This window comes from Enterococcus florum (assembly GCF_004309355.1).
GTDB lineage: Bacteria > Bacillota > Bacilli > Lactobacillales > Enterococcaceae > Enterococcus_A > Enterococcus_A florum.
This window is the reverse complement of record NZ_BJCC01000057.1, coordinates 1-305: the sequence shown is the minus strand read 5'-3', so window position 1 is coordinate 305 and position 305 is coordinate 1. Positions and strand designations below refer to the sequence as shown.

The following is a 305-nucleotide window of genomic DNA, read 5'->3' as shown; positions in this document are numbered from 1 at the left end:
AAAAAAAGTAAGGGAATTGGAAAGGAGGAATCGTTAGGACAATTTCGAAATGTCGTGGCCTACCAGGCGATTAAATTCATGCACGAAGAAAAGGGCTACCCGATAAAACCCATGTGCGATTTCCTGCAGGTAGCGCGCTCTGCCTACTATCGCTGGGTGAAACAGCCTGTGAGCGTACGTGAACAGACCAATCGCCACATTGCAGAAGTCATTCGAACGATTCATGACCAGCATCCAGATATGGGCTATCGTCGCATCAAAGATGAATTGAAGCGGACCTGCCAGCTAAATGTTAACGATAAACG

At 46.9% G+C, this 305-nt stretch carries 1 protein-coding gene; it reads left to right on the top strand.

The genetic code is table 11. The features are described from left to right. Positions 1–305, top strand: a 305-nt coding sequence (locus tag NRIC_RS19000; protein WP_146624296.1) for an IS3 family transposase, incomplete at both ends; no start/stop codon positions are given.